We start from the raw sequence: 700 nt of genomic DNA on the forward strand, positions 1-700 counted from the left end.
TGCTCAAGGCGCGAGCGGGGAACCGGGCATTTAGAAAGCGTACAACTGCGCTATGAAAAAATCACTTGGTGTATCGTAGATGGCAATATTCAATATACTGACGCCTGGAACGAACGTACTACGGCATAAAGCAAAGATGGCGCAATACCCTATAATAAAGGCACCCCGCAGGCACCTCAAGGACTATCACACTCTCACCCCTTTGACGCTTTCCCCGCAATCACTCCGATAAACTCCAGCACCTGCTTTTGCTTGCGCGCGGAGAGCTTTTCCACGGCGCGCAGGGATTTCATCAGTTCTGACTCTTCGGGTTCGGCGGTGCGTGCGGCATGCACTTCTGGATCAAATGAAACTGCAATACTATGCGTATCAGTTATGGTGACTATTCCCTTTAATAGTGACAGTGATTAGCGATGCGCAGGTGTTGGCGCACCTTCGCATCGCGCTAATAAAATCCCTGTAAATTCCCCCAGTATCTTGGGTGAAGTCCAGATGTAAATAAGATGAAATAAGCGCGAATAGCACGCTTTTGGAATAAATAGAAAACGCCTTCATCCCAATAAATCCGGTATTATTCAGCGTATAAATTCATTACCTTCCACACGCCTGAATATCCCCGCGCTCCAGAAAACAACGCCTGTCGATATCTGCAAAAAATGCGATCTAACTCACTGAAGCAAATAGCAAACTCTGAAACAAC

The 700-nt window shown here is 47.0% G+C and carries 1 protein-coding gene and 1 pseudogene; one reads left to right on the forward strand and one right to left on the reverse strand.

Translation table 11 applies throughout. The annotated features are described in order from the left end of the window. Positions 1-129 (forward strand): annotated as a pseudogene (locus tag KQJ18_RS24810) (type VI secretion system tube protein Hcp); the annotation flags it as partial. Between the two features lie 65 nt (positions 130-194). Here KQJ18_RS24810 and KQJ18_RS24305 read toward each other — a convergent pair. After that, positions 195-377 (reverse strand): hypothetical protein, encoded by a 183-nt coding sequence (locus KQJ18_RS24305; RefSeq protein WP_216422996.1) that lies wholly within the window; start codon positions 375-377, stop codon positions 195-197. Between the last annotated feature and the right edge of the window lie 323 nt (positions 378-700).

The sequence above is a fragment of the Citrobacter sp. S55_ASV_140 genome (assembly GCF_018919505.1).
In the GTDB taxonomy this organism is placed as follows: Bacteria; Pseudomonadota; Gammaproteobacteria; order Enterobacterales; family Enterobacteriaceae; genus Citrobacter; species Citrobacter werkmanii.